Source organism: Cognatiyoonia koreensis (genome assembly GCF_900109295.1).
Classification (GTDB): Bacteria; Pseudomonadota; Alphaproteobacteria; order Rhodobacterales; family Rhodobacteraceae; genus Cognatiyoonia; species Cognatiyoonia koreensis.
This window is the reverse complement of record NZ_FOIZ01000002.1, coordinates 264836-282097: the sequence shown is the minus strand read 5'-3', so window position 1 is coordinate 282097 and position 17262 is coordinate 264836. Positions and strand designations below refer to the sequence as shown.

15 protein-coding genes are annotated in these 17262 nt (G+C 55.9%); 3 read left to right on the top strand and 12 right to left on the bottom strand.

Annotated features, from left to right (window positions below; translation table 11 throughout):
• From BMY44_RS13140 to BMY44_RS13125, 4 genes are all read right to left on the bottom strand, one after another.
• Window positions 1–462, bottom strand: coding sequence for an ExbD/TolR family protein (locus BMY44_RS13140; protein WP_089995651.1), 462 nt, complete (start codon window positions 460–462; stop codon window positions 1–3).
• 6 nt (window positions 463–468) lie between these two features.
• The gene (locus BMY44_RS13135; RefSeq protein WP_089995648.1) at window positions 469–1113 is read right to left on the bottom strand and encodes a MotA/TolQ/ExbB proton channel family protein; all 645 of its coding nucleotides are present in this window, start codon (window positions 1111–1113) and stop codon (window positions 469–471) included.
• A gap of 26 nt (window positions 1114–1139) precedes the next feature.
• Window positions 1140–1586, bottom strand: a complete 447-nt coding sequence (locus tag BMY44_RS13130; protein ID WP_242650564.1) for a hypothetical protein — start codon at window positions 1584–1586, stop codon at window positions 1140–1142.
• Window positions 1587–1687: 101 nt separating this feature from the next.
• The gene (locus BMY44_RS13125; protein ID WP_089995646.1) at window positions 1688–2122 is read right to left on the bottom strand and encodes a hypothetical protein; all 435 of its coding nucleotides are present in this window, start codon (window positions 2120–2122) and stop codon (window positions 1688–1690) included.
• 122 nt (window positions 2123–2244) lie between these two features.
• On the opposite strand from BMY44_RS13125, the gene BMY44_RS13120 reads away from it, so the two are divergent.
• The 3 genes from BMY44_RS13120 (at window position 2245) to BMY44_RS13110 (ending at window position 6656) form a co-directional block, all read left to right on the top strand.
• Window positions 2245–2667 carry a DUF1036 domain-containing protein gene (locus tag BMY44_RS13120; protein ID WP_089995644.1) on the top strand — a complete coding sequence of 141 codons (423 nt, stop codon included), beginning with the start codon at window positions 2245–2247 and terminating at the stop codon, window positions 2665–2667.
• Window positions 2668–2712: 45 nt separating this feature from the next.
• Entirely contained in the window at window positions 2713–4266 is a 1554-nt protein-coding gene (locus BMY44_RS13115; RefSeq protein WP_131801608.1) for a caspase family protein, read from the top strand.
• Between the two features lie 71 nt (window positions 4267–4337).
• The gene (locus BMY44_RS13110) at window positions 4338–6656 is read left to right on the top strand and encodes a peptidoglycan DD-metalloendopeptidase family protein (RefSeq protein ID WP_165611845.1); all 2319 of its coding nucleotides are present in this window, start codon (window positions 4338–4340) and stop codon (window positions 6654–6656) included.
• Between the two features lie 82 nt (window positions 6657–6738).
• Here the strand turns inward: BMY44_RS13110 and tssH are convergent, their stop codons facing one another.
• The 8 genes from tssH to BMY44_RS13070 form a co-directional block, all read right to left on the bottom strand.
• Window positions 6739–9492 carry a type VI secretion system ATPase TssH gene (gene tssH / locus BMY44_RS13105; protein ID WP_089995635.1) on the bottom strand — a complete coding sequence of 918 codons (2754 nt, stop codon included), beginning with the start codon at window positions 9490–9492 and terminating at the stop codon, window positions 6739–6741.
• Window positions 9493–9525: 33 nt separating this feature from the next.
• Complete coding sequence (gene tssG, locus BMY44_RS13100) at window positions 9526–10521, bottom strand: type VI secretion system baseplate subunit TssG (protein ID WP_089995631.1); 996 nt, start codon at window positions 10519–10521, stop codon at window positions 9526–9528.
• On the bottom strand, window positions 10518–12455 hold the full coding sequence (gene tssF / locus BMY44_RS13095) for a type VI secretion system baseplate subunit TssF (RefSeq protein WP_089995629.1): 1938 nt from the start codon (window positions 12453–12455) through the stop codon (window positions 10518–10520). The genes tssG and tssF overlap by 4 nt, the downstream gene beginning before the upstream one ends.
• A complete protein-coding gene (tssE, locus tag BMY44_RS13090; protein WP_089995626.1) occupies window positions 12452–13039 on the bottom strand; it encodes a type VI secretion system baseplate subunit TssE in 588 nt (195 codons plus the stop codon). The genes tssF and tssE overlap by 4 nt, the downstream gene beginning before the upstream one ends.
• Window positions 13040–13157: 118 nt before the next feature.
• Window positions 13158–13655 (bottom strand): Hcp family type VI secretion system effector, encoded by a 498-nt coding sequence (locus BMY44_RS13085; protein WP_089995623.1) that lies wholly within the window; start codon window positions 13653–13655, stop codon window positions 13158–13160.
• 71 nt (window positions 13656–13726) lie between these two features.
• Window positions 13727–15217, bottom strand: a complete 1491-nt coding sequence (tssC, locus tag BMY44_RS13080) for a type VI secretion system contractile sheath large subunit (protein WP_089995620.1) — start codon at window positions 15215–15217, stop codon at window positions 13727–13729.
• A 56-nt stretch (window positions 15218–15273) separates the two neighbouring features.
• Window positions 15274–15792: a type VI secretion system contractile sheath small subunit gene (tssB, locus tag BMY44_RS13075; protein WP_089995617.1), complete on the bottom strand. Its 519-nt coding sequence runs from the start codon at window positions 15790–15792 to the stop codon at window positions 15274–15276.
• Window positions 15793–15889: 97 nt separating this feature from the next.
• Window positions 15890–17254 (bottom strand): type VI secretion system protein TssA, encoded by a 1365-nt coding sequence (locus BMY44_RS13070; protein ID WP_165611844.1) that lies wholly within the window; start codon window positions 17252–17254, stop codon window positions 15890–15892.
• Window positions 17255–17262 lie beyond the last annotated feature (8 nt).

Here is a 17262-nt window from a genome sequence, read left to right as displayed (position 1 = left end):
TCAGGTTGGTCCCTGAATGATCTGGACGGCCGAAATACCCGCCGCCGTCAGAGCTTCGAGTACCCTCGCAAGGTCTTGGACCCGCGCTTGGTTGCGCAAAATGATAATAACTTCGGCATCGTCGTTCAGTGCCAACCCTTCGGCGATGGCTGAAAGCGCATCATAAGGAAAGGTCTGTCCGCCGATGGTAACTTTTTCAGGCTCCAGCGTCCAAAGCACCGTGTTCGCGCCAAGCGCCTGCACTTCGGTATCATCCGGGGCAGCTTCGTCGCCAGGTACAATTTCACCCGCTTGCTGGCGCTCGGGGCCGCTACGGATAGTGAGTAGCGAGTAGGGCGCAAGACTTGATGACAGCATGAAAAAGATAAGTAGCTGGAACATTGCATCCGCAAGAGGCGTCAGCGAAAACCGATGACCCTTGGCCGCGGGACGCGGCAGGATAAGTGTGTCCGATTGCGCCATGATGGCCTAGCCCTGCTTGGCTTGCGTATCGATCCGACCGTGAATTGCAGCCGACATCGCAGCTTCGATAGACTGCCGTTCGCTTTCGACCCGCCCTTCGAGCCATGTTGCAACGAAGTAAGTGACCAACGCAATTGCGAGGCCCGCTGCCGTCGTCGTCAACGCTGTCCAGATGCCACCCGCGAGAAGCGCCTGATCCACGACCCCGTCGGACGCAGCCAGCGTGCTGAAAGCGTCGATCATACCGATCACCGTTCCCAAGAGGCCAAGCATCGGGGCGGCCTGAATAACCATGTCGAGAACGCGCAGTCGCCGCGTCATCGCGCCAATCTCGACCAATGCGGTCTGACGTCCAAGTTCTTCTGCAAAACTCGGCTCGTCGGGGCGGGCCTGAATTGCTGAAAACACGGAATGAAGAACGCGCATCAGCACAGACTTGCCCTGAACTGTTGTCTGCATGGCTTCGCTGGTCTGGTGGTTTAACCATTGATCAAGCACTGCGTCAGCTTTCTTGGTTTTCCCGACACCCAGACGTGTGAATTGAAATATCTTCAGAAAGGCAACGGTGATTGCCATCGCCGACATAATCGCGAGTGCTGCAAATACAGCCAAGGTCGGCGTATTCAGCGCAGAGAGATCGGGGGCATTCATGAAATAGTCCTATTATAAAGGTCGCTTTAGATGCCGAACTGAATAGCACCGCGTGACCCAGCGGCAAGGCCCGAAAGGCAGAGGTCGCCCGCGACTGTGCCATCTGCCAGCGTGCATGCCGCGACCGCGTTCACGATGATCCGGGAAGTGTTGCTGCAGGGTTGGCCTGCCAGATCGAATTGCAGGACTTTGGTCTTTCCTTCGGTCAGCGACCCGAGTTCAAGCACGAGAATCCGTGAAACGATACCGGAGCCGTCGAAGACGGCAACTTCATAGGCGATATCGCCGAGATCCTGCCCTAACCCATTGGACGCAACAAAAGTCAGGCGGCAATCGCCGGCAGACGTTTCAGCTGCGTTGTTCAATTCAAGTGAAAATTCGGCTGCTGCGTCTTGCGCACTTGCCGTGGTCACGCCCGCCATCGACATTGCCAATGCGGCTGCAAAACCTGTCATTCGTGATACGTTCATCATCGGTCTTTCCTTCCCGTGCCCCGCATCTGAGGTTGCAGCACGAAGCCGCACCCTGCAAGGGGCATTGGGCAGAAACGCCGGCAGTGTGTCAACCTGTGCGCTTAGCGGAAAACACCAACCGACCAGCTATCACCGATATCGGAAGAAGGGACGGCCCGCGGAACAGACTGAACTGCGCGAGCGCGCAGCGGCGCACGTTGCTGCACCAGAAGCTCGGACCGGCGCAGCACAGTTGCCCGCAGCGCAACTGCAGCTTCCGGTTTGCTTCGGGATTGCGACAATGAATGGACCGGTGCGGCGGTGGTTGTGTCTGCTGTCACTGTCATAATGCGTCCGAACGACATCACGCTTGCGTCTGTGGCGTTCGGGGTAAAAACGTGCGTGTCCGTCGGATAGAATGGAAGGCCCGACTGATCGGACAGAACCAAAGAAGGTTGTCCAAATCCTGACAGGTCTTCACCTGCGACCTGCATCGGAAGCGCGGTCAACACAATAAGACCAAGTCGTTGAAGTACAAACTGAATTTGCGTGTTCATCCTGCCAGCCCCAATTATTCAATCCATTAAGTAGCCTGATATTACCATTTGTGGCTGAAATAAGTCAGCAATTTCTACCAAGAAGGGGTGCGTTTTCCATCATCTATCGTCAAAAATGCCCCATGTTTGCGTTTCGTATCCAGAATCTATTTCGCACGTCGTTGTTCTTGCTGGCTTTTTTAGGTCCGCAACGGGCCAGCGCAGAATTCGCTGTCTGTAATCAGACGTTTGACGTCGTGAACGTGGCTGTTGGACAATCAGAAGGCGGTACGTTCATTACCCGCGGCTGGTGGACAATCGGTCCAAACCAATGCGCAAACGTCATCAAGGAAGTGTTGTCTGCCCGCTATGTCTATGTCTTTGCACAAGACGTTTTCGGAAAGGAGATCTTGCAAGGGGCCACGCCTATGTGCATCGCAACGTCAAGATTTGAAATCCGGGGCGAAACCAATTGTCTTTCGCGCGGGCACCTGACGGCCAGTTATCTAGAAGTGGACACACTCAAGACGGAACGGTGGACGCTCTTTTTGAAGGCACCGCAGTAGCCAGAGTGTCGAAGTTTTGCTACATTTGCTTGGTAGATTTATAAGATGACCATAATGAATTTCTTGCCGCTCATATTGACGGCTGCCATGGCAGCTTTTGCCTCGCTTTACTGGCCCGGCTTCGCTGCGGCCCAGACTGCCGAGCGTAAAGAGGCATTGGTTATCAGTGCGTTCGATGATCTGACGGCGCGGGCGACCCGTGATGTTCGTGAAGACGCACTTGCCGTTTCGGAAGCTCTGTTTGGCCTGGGGTATAATGTGCGCCGTCTTGAAAACCCGCCTGCGGATGTCGTAAGTTCTGCGCTTTCTCGCGCGGTCGATGCACCTCTTGTGGTCTATTACGCGAGCACAGGCGGCACTGTCGTTGAACTGGAAACGAGATTTGAAGCGGCCTCTGGCAGCAAAAGTTTTGTTTTTCTCGACCTTTGCCGTACGGCTTCTCCGGCATTGGGTGATCCGGAATCGGCACTGCCTGCCGCATGGGAAATGCCGGACAGCATTCCGCCTTCAACTTACCTCGCGGCCTCTATTTCGCCTGGTGAGCCCTGCACGACTGCAGTCGAGCCGATCGCATCCCATGTCATTCGGGCGCTTGACGTTCCGGGACTCGCTCTTGATCTGGCATTTGCGCAAGATGATCCAGATGCAGCACCACTTTGGACTCGTACGACACTTGCTGAAACGGTCGTCTTTCGTAGACCGTCCAGCGAAATGCGGCTGACGGCCGAACATTATGCGATGCTTGATACGCTATCGCCCGATGCGCAAGCACAGATGATCGCCCTTTGGACGCAGGCTGGGATCGCGGTCGATCGGGATGGTGGTAATGCATTAGCGGCCTCTCCGCAGATGGTGGTGCAGGATACAATCGTCATTTCCGCCCCGGTTCAGCCAGTGCGTGCGGCAGCGGCTGTCGTAGCTCCGCGAGTTTCAAGCAATGCAACACAGGTTCAGGACGGTGTGTCCCTGATTGCAGCCGATCCGGTTCGCAGCGTGGAAAATCGCGCCGTCCCAGGTGTAGGCGGGTTGCCGACGCCATCCATCATCGTGGGGCTAATCGCGACTGAGGCCGCGTTTGGCACAGTGACAGAAGACGGCGGGGCGTTGTCCGGTTCGGAGTTGGACTTTACAAATATCGAAGCGCGCCGCGCGATGCGTGACGAAGATCCGACGTTGTTCGCAAGTCTGATCGAAACGGGGGCTTTCGATCCGCAACCATCCGAGCTTGTAATCGCGTTGCAAACCGAGCTGGCACGTATGGAATGTTATACGGCCGGAATTGACGGTAGTTGGGGTGGTGGATCGTCCAGCGCGTTGGGTCGATATTATGACGAAATCGACGAAACCCCGCCGAACCTCGAGCCGACGATTGTTGCTTTCCGCCAAATTCTCCAGCGCGATGATATCGTCTGTCCGCCAGTTGTCGTGGCTGCCCCGGCACCGCGTCAGACAAACTCGACGGCAGCCCCGCGCCGCACGACGACGACAACCGCAGCACCGCGCCGTCAGTCAGCGCCAGCACCAGCAGCGCCCGCACCTGCTGCACCCGCGCCGTCGCGTACGATCAACCGTAGCACCGCGACAGGCGTCTTCCGGTAAGCCCTGCAATGCAGGTTGATCCCCAATTCAAAGCCGCAAGAGACCGCGCGAGAAAGCGCAAGCAAAAGCGCATGGTCGTGCAGATCGCCGCTGCTGCGGGTGGATGTCTTGTCTTGCTATTCATTGTGGGTGTGATTTTTCTGCGGCCGGACGGCCGAAACAGCGGCGAAGACATCGCGACCCTCTCGACAGATAATGATCTTGTCCCTGTTGAAAGCGCGGATGAGCAGATCGTTCAGGTGGAGACCGGGCAGGACGTGCCTGCGGTGCGACTTGCCACGCCGTTCGTCGATATTCCGGGTGATCCAATGATCCTCCGCTTTGCGTCAAAGGAAACGGACGAAGTCCAGAAGATCACCGGACCCGCGAACCTTGATCCGGCGCGGTTCGGCCCGCCGACAAGCACGCGTCTTGCCATTCTGCGTGAAGATCTGGTTGTCCAAGAAAGCCAATTAATTACGGCGCTGCCATCAAGCCGCGAAGATTTCGCATTTTTTCAGGCACAGCGCACGGCAGCGATAGAAGCGGTACCCTCCACACCTCGCCTGACAGATGTCGATGCCGACGCCGATCTCAACACCGTTGTTGTTGACGACATGGATAATTCCCTTGGCGAAGCGCTGGGCGCGGATAGCGACGGTGGGATCACCACATATCGTGAAACGAAGGTCGAAAATAACACCTCTGTCGCACTTATCCGCAGTGAAGCCAGCCGAACGACAATTTATGAAGACGTCGTTGTCCGCCTAGAGACTGATCGCACTCTTGCGGATGTACTCGCATCGAACGGTCTTCCGGATGAAACGTTACCCGCGAGGATTGCCAAAGCCATGCCAGCCCTTGCGGATATCCAGACCGAGGACAAGCTGAAGGCGCGTACCATCGTTGCTGCGCGTTTTCGTGGCCCCGAAGCGCGGCGCGAGCTTTTGCAGATCTCGGTCTACGGTCCTGACGCCTACGTTGGAAGCGTCGCAAAAAGCGGGGTATCGCAGTTTTCCGTATCCTCCGATCCGTGGATCGAAGCAGATCTGCCGCGACTTGCATCTGCCAGTGTACCGGACGCCGTCCAATCGCAGGATTTCCGTCTGCTGGATGCCGTCTATAGCGCTGCAATTCGCAACGATATACCGACAACGCTGGTGGGCGAGATGATCGTCATGCTTTCGCAGGCCTATGATCTCGAAGCTGTTGCCGCGCCCGGCGATAAGGTCACAATCATTTATGCGCCAGATGCAAAGGCTGGGCCGTCTCAGATTGTGTTTACGGGCATCAAGGGACCGTCGGGCAATATGCCGTGCTATGTCGCGCCACGTACCGAACAGGTCGGCGATATCATTGACTACGGCTGTTATTCGGCCACTGGCCCTCAGGGGCATTCGGCAAGCACCGGTGGCGGCTTTACGACGCCTGTTGCGGGCACGCTCTCATCACCATTTGGTCCGCGCCACCATCCGATCTTGCGGCAGGTGCGTTTGCATGCGGGTGTTGACTGGGCCGCACCCACGGGCACGCCGATCGTCGCGGCGCTTGATGGAAAATACGCCGTGATCGGGGATGGCGGCGGTTATGGTAATGTCATCTACATCAACCATGCCAACGGACTTCAGTCGCGTTATGCCCATATGAGCAAATTCGCTGACGCGGCTCGAGTCGGCAAACCAGTACGCGCGGGCGAAGTGATCGGATATGTCGGTACGACGGGGCGTTCGACTGGGCCGCATCTGCACTTTGAAATTCGCAGAAATGGCGAACCGATTGATCCGTTCTTGCTCGGTCACGGTGGTGTCGTCACGATCGCATCTGGTGGCGGTCTGACGGCATCAGCCGCGGTCGAGGCTTTGACCAACCAGATTATCCAGGTTGAAAGTGCCGGCAATGCCAACGCGAAGAACCCGCTTTCCACGGCCACCGGTCTGGGTCAGTTTATTGAAAGCACATGGTTGCGTATGATGCGCGATTATCGACCTGACTTGCATAGTACGATGTCCCGGACCGATCTGCTGGCGTTGCGCACTGATCCGACCTTGTCGCGACAGATGGTCATGAATCTGGCCCGCGAAAATGAGAATTTCCTGCGGGCCCGTGGCCATCATGTCGATGCTGGTCGATTGTATCTTGCGCACTTCCTTGGACCGGCGGGTGCCAGCACAGCACTGTCCGCAGATGACAATGCCACTGTGCTGAGCGTGATGGGCGCGAACGTCGTGAACGCCAACCCGTTCCTACGCAACTATAGGATTTCGGACCTCGAAGCGTGGGCGCAGCGCAAAATGCGCGGAGCGGGTTTCGTACCGGGGGGGGCACCGAGTGCACCGCGCCCGCCGCCAATGACGGCGACAGTGCGTAGTTTCATTGCCTCTGTAGATGAAATTCTGGCAGAGTTGGGTTAGCGATGCACCACCATTTTAAACGCGCCCTTGACGGCATTCTCGAAGCCATTCTTGGCGAAGAATTCCTCTAGCTAAAAGGGGTTCAGCTAAATTCGTAAGCGATCGTTCCGTCCTTGATGACGATCTCGACTTTGCGCATTTCATCGCCTTTGACCATGCGGACCAGCACCTCGCGTGAAAGGTCAGGCAGAATCGAATTGGTGATGATATTGTCGATCATGCGACCACCGCTGTCAGGATCGCGGCATTGTTCGACGATGTGGTTCAATACGTCGTCGCCATAGGTCAACGTGGCACCATGCGCGTCTTTCAAGCGTTTGGCGACGGAACCGATTTTTAGCTTGGTGATGCCGCCCAACACTTCGGTGCCAAGTGGGAAATATGGGATAGTCACGATCCGGCCCAACAGAGCTGGCGGAAAGACGTCTTGCAGGAATGGCTTCATAGCGGTTTCAAGTTCTTCCATATCTGGAACCTTGTCACCGTTTTCTGCCATTTCCATGATGACGTCCGTGCCGACGTTAGAGGTCAGCAGGATCAGGCAGTTCTTGAAGTTGATCGGGCGGCCGTTTCCATCTTCCATGATCCCTTTGTCAAAGACCTGAAAGAAAATTTCGTGGATGTCTGGATGCGCTTTTTCGACCTCATCCAGCAAAACGACCGAGTAGGGCTTGCGTCGCACCGCTTCGGTCAGACGCCCGCCTTCTCCATAACCGACGTACCCAGGAGGTGCGCCTTTGAGCAGGCTGACACTATGGGCTTCCTGAAATTCGGACATGTTGATTGTGATGATATTTTGTTCGCCACCATATAGTTCGTTCGCGAGGGCCAGCGCGGTTTCGGTTTTTCCCACACCGGATGGACCTGCCAGCATGAATACACCAATCGGCTTGTTCGGGTTGGATAGTCCCGCGCGCGAGGTTTCAATACGCTTGGCAATCATCTTGAGACCGTGGTCCTGACCAATCACGCGCTCTTTCAAGCGGTCCGCCAGGGTCAGAATCGCTTCAAGTTCGTCTGTCATCATCCGCCCGGCAGGAATGCCTGTCCAATCGGAGATGATTGAGGCGACGGCCTGTTCGTCCACATGCGAATAAACCATGCGATCGTCGGGGCTGGTGGCTTCCAACTTGGCCATTTCAGCCAGCATTTCGGAGCGGATTGCGTCCGGTTCGGTTGGGATGTTCTGGGTGGCTTCGGGGGCAGGCGGTGGTGGCGCGTTCTCGGCCTCTGCGGCCCCGTCCGTATCTCTTCCCGCGGTCTTTTCTTCGATTTCAGTAGCCGCACCGTCGTCTTCCCCTTCGGCCTTGGCGAGCGTTTTGCGCAATTCGAGTATGCGGTCGACGATTACTTTCTCGGCTGCGTATTTTTCTTCGTATGCGACCAGTTCCTCGCGCGTCTTGGCAAGTTCGACTTCGGCTTCTGCGAGCCGGTCCTCGTTTTCTTCACCGAGGTCGCGCTGAGCGGTCTTCGATGCGATTTCGACTTCGAGTGCGGCGATCGTTTCTTTTAGGTCAGCCAGCCGTGCCGGAATACTTGACTGGCTGATTGCGACGCGGGCGCAGGCCGTATCGAGCAGGCTGACCGCCTTGTCAGGCAATTGGCGCGCCGGGATATAACGGTGCGACAACGATACGGCGGCCACGATCGCCTCGTCACTGATGCGCACTTTGTGATGTTCTTCCATTGGGTCGAGAATTCCGCGCAGCATGTAGCAGCAGCGTTCGACATCGGGTTCGTCTACCATGACAGGCTGGAAGCGGCGGGTCAGGGCTGGGTCTTTTTCGAAATATTTGGCGTATTCAGATTGTGTCGTCGCGCCGATGGTTCGAAGGGTGCCGCGCGCCAGGGCCGGTTTCAGCAGATTTGCCGCATCGCCAGTACCTTGCGCACCGCCTGCACCGATAAGTGTGTGCGCCTCGTCGATGAAAAGAATGATTGGCGTCGGGCTGGCTTGCACTTCGTCAATCAGGGATTTCAGGCGCTGTTCGAATTCACCTTTCATGGACGCGCCGGCCTGCATGGCCTGAATGTCCATTTCGTAGAGCTTTGTGCCCTTCAGTGTCGGTGGCACGTCACCTGCGGCAAGACGCTGGGCAAAACCTTCGACCACGGCTGTCTTGCCGACGCCAGCCTCACCGGTAAGGATGGGGTTGTTCTGGCGACGGCGAAGCAACACATCAACGATCTGGCGAATTTCATCGTCACGACCAACAATACGGTCCATCGTCGGTGCGGCTGCTGTCATGTCCTTGCAGAACCGCCCCAACGCGGTCGAAGCAGAGGCGGAGGGTTCACCAGCCGGACCACTGCCGCCACCTGTAAACAGGCCGGAGCCGTCCATCGGACGCATGTCTTCTTCTTCGCTTTCGGTCCAAAGCGTGCGGGCTTCGTTTCCTAGTTGGTCAGGTGATATGCTGCCGATTTCCACACTGATGCGCGTTACTTCGCGCTTGAGATTTTTATCATTGAGCATTGCCAGAAGTGCGTGGCCCGATCTGATCTGAGCTTCACCAAAAAACAGGGTGGCATAGGTCCAAGCGTGGTTCAGGGTCGCGCTCAGCCCCTCGGAAATGCCGGGGCTTTCTGTAACGTTTTTATCGAGCCGCGCCATGGCCTGATCTGCGTCCTTCAGAGCCTTGCCGCGATCAATCCCAAGTGCATTCAGTGTGCAGGACACATCAGAGTTCTTGTTGGACAAGATGTGAAACAGCCAGTGCGATATCTCGACATTGCGGTTCTTCTCTCCGCGCGCATAACGCATGGCCTGCAGGAACGCGTCATACCCGGCACGATTCATTTTTCCGGCGTATTTCTCGATATTGATTTCGGCCATTGAGATGTCTTTCGGTTAGTGAATGCGAAGGTGTCAGGCTGCGTCGGTCAATTGGTAACTGGCAGCAGGAAGATATTTCTTGGCAAGTTCGGGATCATTGGCGGCATCGTTGGGCGTAAGGCTGGCCATCCAGCCAAGTTCCGCAGACTTGCCGATGACCGCTGGGGCCATCTGGTTGGCAGGCAACGACAGCTTGACGTCTACTTCGAAGGACTGGTTCAGATACTCGATCACGATGTCGCGCAGGCGTAGGTACGCGCTGCCACCCGGAAGGTAGGTCCGGTATTCTGCCAGCGATTTCGTGCGAATGTGAATCGCAATCTTTTCATTCACCGATTGAACACGACTGCCGACGATACAGTCTCGGCCCAGGGTACTGCCCCGCAACCCGAGACGGTTCAGACTGTCGCTTTCAAAACTGATCCATGTTGGCACGTGTTCTTCGACGTGCACGTCGCTTGCAAGGTCATAGCGCAGCATCTGTTGCAGACGCATCGGGCTTTTGACCCGCCCCATTGCCAGTGAAGCCATCGCAAGGCTCTTGGTATCATCGACGGCCTTCGTCCGTTTCTGCCAAGCAGGTGTACCCTTGCCGATGATCGCGCCGATGTATCGCGAAAAACGGTCGCCGTCGTTGTGGTCAAACTGGGTAATCGCGCGTGCGTCCGACCAGGCCCGGAAGAACAGCGCCTGAAAACGTGTTGCGAAAATATCGGTAAAGCGGACAAAGGCCTGATCACCAGCATTGACCCACCGTGCAACCTCCTCTGTCGTGTTCAGCGGGAGCGCGCCATGAGGTCCAAAAAAACCAATTAATTGGTTTCGTAGTTCGGGTTTGCCGTCCTTATCGGTGCCAATATGCGAAAAGTCGGTTTCGGGGAACGCTAGGAATGGATCTTGGCCAAGTCGGAGCACTTCTTCTTTGAGCGAGACGTTCTTGCCAATGCGCGGCTTGGTCTGCGCTTTCCGTTCAAGTTTGCGCATCCGCGCCAAAAAACCGACGCCAATCGTGGGTTGTCTCTCACTCATAAAAGCGGCCCCGTACCGGTGCGCGGTGGCCAACGGACAATGTCGCCGCGCGTCGTCGATGCGACAATTGTCTGTGTGAATGTGTTCACGCTGGCGTATTCGGCAAGGAAGCGGTCGAGAACCGCACCGATGACGATTATTCCGGACCCTTCGAATGCCGCTTCGTCCATGGTGACGCGCACTTCAAGTCCGCGTGCAGAGTGGAAACCGTCTCCACGCTGGATAGAACGGACGATCGGGCGGGTTTCAACGGTCTTGATCCCCTGCAACTGTGTTTCGGTCACGGTATCTGACAAGTCAGCAAAAAGTGATAGCAGTTCGCGCAACGTATTTGCCGCGCCGACCGGATCCTTGCCATCAAGACTGAAGTGGCTGAGTGAAAGATAACTGATCAACCGCCAGTAATTGTCTCCCGCGGTGGTGCGATGGGCTGCATTGACTTCAAGTTCCGTCATCGCCTCGCGCGGGCGGGTCGGACCGGCGGCACAAGCAAGGCTGACGCTGATGTCATCACACATGTGGAAATCATCACGTGATTGCGCGATGGGCAAGTATTCGGGCAGATGCCGATTGGAACACAACGTCCGTACCTGCAAACGCTGCGCGGGTTCTGCGTTTTCCTCGTTCAGCGGTTCGAATAGCGAAATGTAGGTTTCCGTTCCGGTGTAGCGATTGGTGGTGCCAAAGCGGCGTTCCTTCTGAGTCGCCCGACGTGGCTTGCGCCGCGTGGTGTAGTAAAGCGACTGACGCGGCTTTACGGTTCCGTTCGGCATGGCGTAAAGCGGATTGACCGGCACTGTCGTCTGCCCACCGGCATAGTGCGCTTGCACATTCGTGATCTGGTAGATTTCATAGTGCGTCATCGGACTGCTGTCAGGCGTGACTACAAACTCGTGACGCTTTTCATCAAGCCGAATTTGGCTTGCGCTTTCTTCAAACAGGTTGACCGCGGGCACGCAATGAAGGCCAAAGTCCTTCTTGCCCACACGAGAAGCCAGTGTGGACGGCGCATCGCCAAATTCAAGAAATAGCTGCATTTCGCCCTTATCGATCCGCGCGAGGTGCTTGCGCATACCGGTCAAGCGGAAGCCAAGGATCTTTCGGGGGAAGACGAAGACCTCCCGAAGGCGGGCGAAACCGTCGAAAAGCCGACCATCGTGAGGAAAGAGATGGTTTCCTTCGTCGAAACCGACTTGCTCGATGGACTTGGGATCGAGCCGGATGAAGACAGGATCGCCGTTCTTGTCGATGTAACGCAAGGATGCGCGTTTGAGGCTGCAGAACACCTGTTCGTAGATCGCGACAGCATCCATTATGTCGCCAGTCATGTGGATCGGCAGGGTGTCTACCTGTACATCCTTCAGCGGCCCGCCCGGTTTGTCGGAACCTGTCAGATCGGGTCGCATGATCGTCAAATGAAGCCCGCCCTTTGTGCCTTCGGCGACTTCGGTTTCGCCAGCCGCCAGAAATGGCGCGGGGCTCGCATGGTATTTGGCATCAGAAATTTTCAACGGCCAGATCGAAAGCGGTGCGCAAAGCCTGAAGCGGCAAGAAACACGCTGGTCTGCATCTGAAAAACGGGCATCGAGATACGCCCCCTTTTTAAAGTGCAGACCGTCTACGAGGTCCTTGTTTTCATAGGGTGGGTTGGCCTGTACCAGCATGACGCTGGGGGTGGGGGCGAGTGCATCTGGAAAGATCTGGTTGAGCAGTTCTGTCGAGAAGGTCCGAAACTCTTCTTCCATCTTGAGCTGGACTCGGGCCGCCATGAAGGCAGTGCCTTCAAGTAAGCCTGCGACCGCAGGGTCAAGATTGTCTTTAACCAAGCCACCAAGTCGGTCTGCGATACCGGGATAGTCCTGCGCAAACTCGCGCGAGCGTTCGTAGAGCAATGCGAGTTCGCGGTTGTAAGCCTCGCGGAAGGCGCGTTTCATGTCTGCACCCGCAGCTGCGTCATTTGCAATTTACCTGCTCCCATATCAACCTCAGCGACAAAGCTGAGTGGCAAATCGACGGGTGTCGCGACCATTTCGGCCTGAATTTCGAATGACATCCGCTGATCCTTATCTGTCCCATCTACCTCGACAGTGATTTCGATGGAGTCCGGAATCAAGCGCGGTTCATGTTGGATCAAGGTGTCGCGGATGAGCTTGGAAATTTGCTGGCGGGCGTAGAGTGAATCGTTGGCCTCGCTCATGTCGCCAAAGCCAAAGTTGATAATGGATTTGGCAACGTAAGGCGTGTCTTCAAGGTCGACGACCGCATCCAGATTGATTGTGTTCATCAGGCTGGCAAGGTCGGCTGTCAGGTGGCGGCGCAGGGTCTGTTCGTCTGTTCCCACCCGGCGTTCTTTGCTGCGCTCCGTCACCTCGCGCGAACCATCCTGCAGTTTCTGCGTGTCTGAAGTGGCGTCTTTCTTAAGGCGGGCCGCGCGGAACACATGCATAAGCGAGACCTGCTTGCGATCCTGTTTCGGATCGCTTCGTTTTGATCCCTGCCTGTGTGAAGGTCCGGCCATGCTACCTGTCAGTACGAGCTATTTCGTCGTGCGATGCCCTAATGTGGCACTGTAAGGACGTTCGGGGCCACAGAGGGCCCCGAACAAATGCGTAAAAGCTGAAATTCGCGGTTGCGAATTAGGCGCTCCACTCTGCGTTCTGAGCGATGTCCCAGCCGACCAGTGCTTCTGCACCAGCTGCACCGGAAGCTTCCTGCAGTGTGTATGTGATTTCGAACTTGCGGAAGTTCAGCGTCAGGTTCTCCTGGATGCGGTCAAGACCGTCCTTGGAACCGCCTGTCGAGTAGGACGAGATCATGATGTTTTCCATCTTGATCCGGAAATACTCGACGGGTGCTGCACCACCAGACTTGCGCACGATCAATTCACCGTTTTCGATGTGCTCACCGTTTGTACAGCGCTTGATCAGGTCGTTGGAGGCCAGGTCAACGTACTTTGTCAGGGAAATATCCTGAACGTTGACTTTGCCGCCACCACCACCAGCGCCGATGTGTGTCGTCCCGGACTGGGTCAGGCCCCAGTTCCATGCCAGCACATCGATTTCATCGGTGTGTGTCTCGTCTTGGGACTCACCTTTGATGCCGTTTGAAAGTTTCAGAAAAATATCGACAGCCATTTGCTTCTCCTTGGGTGACCGGGATTAATAAACTATGGGAGGGGTCCGGTCGTGATGGTTAGGTTAATTATCTATTTGCCGTTAGGCAGCTTGGATACGAGGCTCATCCCAATATCCATGCCCTCCATTTGGAAGTGCGGTTTGAGGAAGAACTTACCCATGTAATAGCCTGGGTTCTCCTCGTCTTCGATGACCTGCACACTTGCCGCGGCCAAAGGCTTTTTGGCCTTCTCTTTTTCGGACGCGCTTTCTGGGTTTGCAGAGACATACTTGTTAACCCACGATTGCAGGTCTTTCTCCAACTGGACGCGATCGGGGCTTTGCCCGATTTTGTCACGCACCATGCACTTCAAATAGTGGCTGAAGCGGGAAACAGCGAAGATGTAGGGCAGGCGCGACGACATGTTGTCAGAGGCGGTTGCCAAATCATCAACGTATTTTTTGGGGCGATACAGGGACTGGGCACCGATGAATGCGGCCTTGTCCGTGTGCTTGCGGTGTATCAGGCCGATCAGACCGGCTTTGCTTAACTCGCCCTCGCGACGGTCGGTGATTGAAACCTCCGTCGGAATTTTCATTTCCTGACTGCCATCACCGGAGTCGAACGTATGCGTTGGCAGGTTCATCACCTCGCCACCTGATTGCACACCACGGATCCGTACTGTCCAGCCGTGCTCCTTGTGGGCGCGGTTGATATTTACCGCCATTGCGTGTGCGGCGTTCATCCATGCATACATCTCGCCGTCGTGCCCATCGGTTTCTTCTTCGAAGTTGAACTCTTCAACGACAGAGTTTGAATTCTGGCTGTAGGGTTCACGCGACAACACGCGCGGCAGGGTCAGACCGACATAACGCGAGTTTTCGGAGTCACGCAGCGAATTCCATGCGGCATAGTCAGGCGTATCAAAGATTTCGGACAGATCATCCGGGTTGCCCATCTCGTTCCAGCTGTCCATGCCCAAAAGGGCTGGTGCCGCGGATGACAAAAACGGTGCATGTGCGGCGGCAGCGATTTTCGCCATGTCGCGCAACAGACCGACATCTCCGGTAGACTGATCGAAGTAATAGTCGCCAATCAGGGCACCAAACGGTTTGCCGCCCATTGTGCCGAATTCCTGTTCGTAGACTTTCTGGAACAACGGGCTCTTGTCCCATTTGGCACCGGGGTAGCGGCGCAATTCGCTTTTCAGTTCGTCCTTGGAGACGTTCATGACGTTGACGCGCAGAGAACTGTCTGTTTCGGAATTATTCACTGTGTACGCAAGGCCGCGCCAGCTGCTTTCAAGTTGCTGGAATTCGGGCGCGTGGATGATCGCGTTGACCTGATCGGTCAGTTTCTTGTCGATTTTGGCGAGCATCGCGCCAATTGTATCAAGGATGTCTTCAGCAATGACAGACTGATCATTCATCGCTTCCTTGACCAGCGCAACAACGGCAGAGTCGACTTCTTTTGCAGCCTCTTCCGTGCGCGGCTTGATCGTCTGTTTGAGCATGTCCGAGAATTCGTCAAGCTCGTTCAGCCCCTCTGAGACCTGACTTTCGGTTTGTGCTTCATTTGCCATGTGCGTTTCTTTCTTCCATCAAGTTGAGGCGCACGGATTGTGTGCCAGCTTGCGAATTAATCGTCGTCCTCGTCCTCGTCAGCGCTGCGCGCAGCAAGTGCTGCCATCAGTTCTGGATCGTCAAGCAAGGCCCGCAAGTGGTCCTGTGCTTTCGACTTGCCGTTCATGTAGCGGGACAGGTTTGCCAGCTGTTCACGGGCCTCAAGTAGCTTGGCGAGTGCCGGGACCTGGCGGGCCACCTGGGCCGGACCAAAGTCGTCCATCGATTCAAATTTCAAGTTCACGCCAAGTTTCGACCCAGAGTCAGGATCAAGCTTGTTTTCGGCTGTGAACGACAGACCGGGCGCGACGCTAGCCAAGTAGCTGTCGAGTGTCCCGGCTGTCACATCGGTGAAATCACGTTCCGCCAGAGGTGGCTTATCCACTTCGGACGCGTTGCCCGACAGATCCGAAAGAACGCCCATAACAAATGGCAGTTCCACCATTTTTTCGCTGTCATATGGGTCTTCATAGGAGATGTTCACGCGCGGTGGACGGTTGCGCTTGATAAAACCTGTTGCGGAATCTGAAGCCATCTAAATTCTCCTTAACTCGACGTAAATGAAGCGGGAAATATGGTGCAAGTCAACGTTAATGCGGTTGTTTCCCATCATTCATCAATACCTCTGGTTGTCATTCATTATTCGCCGGCGGAATGAGATCGGAAACAGTCGACGTAAAGTCCTTGTCTAAAAGGGTTCTCGCGCGAAACAATAATACCGGGATTGGGCTGGCTGGCTCCTTTGAGCGGAAGAAGCTCTCGATCGACGTCAAAACTGGTGCAATATTAACACGCGATGTAATCTCTGGGGGTGCTCCGGCGTCTTCTGATTCCAACGATTGCGCGCGCCCCCCCGCCTCTCCAGCAAGCATCTTGAGCCGGTCCATGTAGAGCACGAACCCGGTCCCCTCGCCGAGAGTGATTTTCGTCTTGTTTGCGTGTTCGGGCAGTAGTGTCTCAATCGCTTCGACCAGCGGTTTCCCGACCAACAGGCGGGCCTGTGTGATCAGCAATAAAGATGGCGAGGATGGTTCATGTGTCGCCATGAACGCCTCGATGGTATTTAAGGCCTGCAATGCTGCTGCACGGTTCGGAATGGCTCCGGCCAACGGTTCGGCCGCGGGAGTTGGCGCAGTCGCCGCTGGTTTCGCGCTATCTGCTTCGTCAATTGGCGAAGTGTTAGATGCGTGACTGCCGACCTCATCATCCTCTGCCTCGGCCGAGGGGCTGTCATCACTCCATGGTTTCAGATCAGTACGGGATTCTGCGATCAAGCGTTGAATGTCGGCGATCGCCTTTTCCGTTGGCCCAAGTGTTGGCGTAAACGGATTGTCGAGCCGCATGCAGGCGGACTTGATCCGCTTCAATGCGCTGGCTGTCTGGTTCAGCGCTGCATGCGCCGCTTCGACGGCCTTGCTGTTGCCTGGTGACGACAGCTCTGATGTCATTGTGCCGGGGTTGAGCCCGACTTCGCCTTGACGTGGTTCGGATTGTCCTGTCGCGGCAAGGTATTTGCGATAGGTCACCTCGGCTGCACCCGCGATGTTGATGTGCTGCAATGGGATTGCGACGATAGCGTTATTGCCAAGTTCATCAATAGCCGACCGCCGGTCCGATTGGTCGGTCGGGTGAACCCTGTCGGGGAAGGTTTCCAGCAGATCAGCCATTGCTGTCACAGCATCCGCGAAATCCTGCAGGCGTGCAGCAAGGACCATCATGCGCGCCAGAAGAGAGACCAGCCGCAGATCGCGGCTTTTCTTCAGAAGTTCAGTGATCGTCTTTTTTTCGGTGGCGTGCTTGATCGTTGCCGGATCGAAAGACACGCCGGGCATGAAGTCGTCATCGGGGCCTTTGATGCCGGGCGTGAAGTATCGCTCGGGCATCCGGGATTCAGCTTCGAAGTAATAATCAACGAACGGTGCATCATCGGTGGCTTCCAGATCAGGGCCACAGGGGGCGTCTTCTGAAATGGGGTCCTTTAGCCAGTCAAAGCTCATCCAATGAT